Origin of the sequence: Nonomuraea turkmeniaca (genome assembly GCF_005889735.1) — a bacterium.
Lineage (GTDB): Bacteria > Actinomycetota > Actinomycetes > Streptosporangiales > Streptosporangiaceae > Nonomuraea > Nonomuraea turkmeniaca.
On sequence record NZ_VCKY01000560.1, the window covers coordinates 1 to 966 of the forward strand.

A 966-nucleotide genomic window follows, 5' to 3' on the forward strand; every position below is an offset into this window, starting at 1 on the left:
GGCCACGTTCCCCTCCACCACCGTGGCGATGCTGCGGGCGCCGGTGGTGCGGTCGGTGCGGGTGGCCTGCTGGCCGAGCAGGCCGCGTGCGAGGATGCGTTCGGCCGCGGCCCAGTCCCGATCACACGACAGCCCGCAGGCCGGGCAGTGCGCCCACGCCCAGCCCCGCTCGGTGAGCCGGTCCGGGGCCGGGCAATGCTGGAGGATGGAGGTGCCGGTGCCGCAGCGGGGGCAGTACTTGGAGGTGCCGCGGGCTGGGACGGTGACCACGGCGATCGCGTGCTTGGCCGCCAGATGCCGGATCGCCGCCACGATCTGCCCGCGTACCTGCCCCGACAGCCGCGCGTTGGCCCGTCCCCGGCGCCCGCGCGCCTCCAGCGTGGCCAGGTCCTCCAGGTAGATGACCGTCGCCCCGGCGGCGTCGGCTTGGTCGACTGCCCAGCGGGCCGCCGACCAGGCCAGCGCCTTGTTCAAGCGCCGGATGCGCGCGCACAGCCGCTCATGCTCGACGCTGATGACCTCATGCGCCGCGGCCAACGCGGCGAAGCGCGCATCGGCGGGCGTGATACCGGCCAGCAGCCGCTGCTGGTGTTTGCGCTTGGCGGCCAGGTGCTCGCGCTCGGCCCGCAGCCGATGCAGCTTGGCCGACACGCCGCTGGCGTCGTAGGCGAGCGGCCGCCCGTCCGTGACCACCCGGCCCTCAGCGGTCAGATGTCCTATGGTTCCGGTGAGCAGGCTGTTCAGCCCCCAGTCGAAGCCGGACCCGATCATGTGGCCGGTGGCGGGCGCGAAGCCGATCGGCGTCTGGAACGGCAGATCGACGCGCACCCGGCCGTGGTGCACGCGCAGGGTGGGGGCGCACAGTTTCGCCTCCGGCGCCACGGTCGGCGGCAGGGCGATCGGCAGCAGGTGCCAGGCCCAGTCCCTGGCGGAGGCGGGGCAGGCGGTCAGGGGCAGCTTCACCCG

At 74.4% G+C, this 966-nt stretch carries 1 protein-coding gene; it reads right to left on the reverse strand.

Features of this window, described 5'->3' with window-relative positions; genetic code table 11:
• A partial coding sequence (locus ETD86_RS54510) for a zinc ribbon domain-containing protein (protein WP_170223823.1) occupies positions 1–966 on the reverse strand: 966 nt, incomplete at both ends.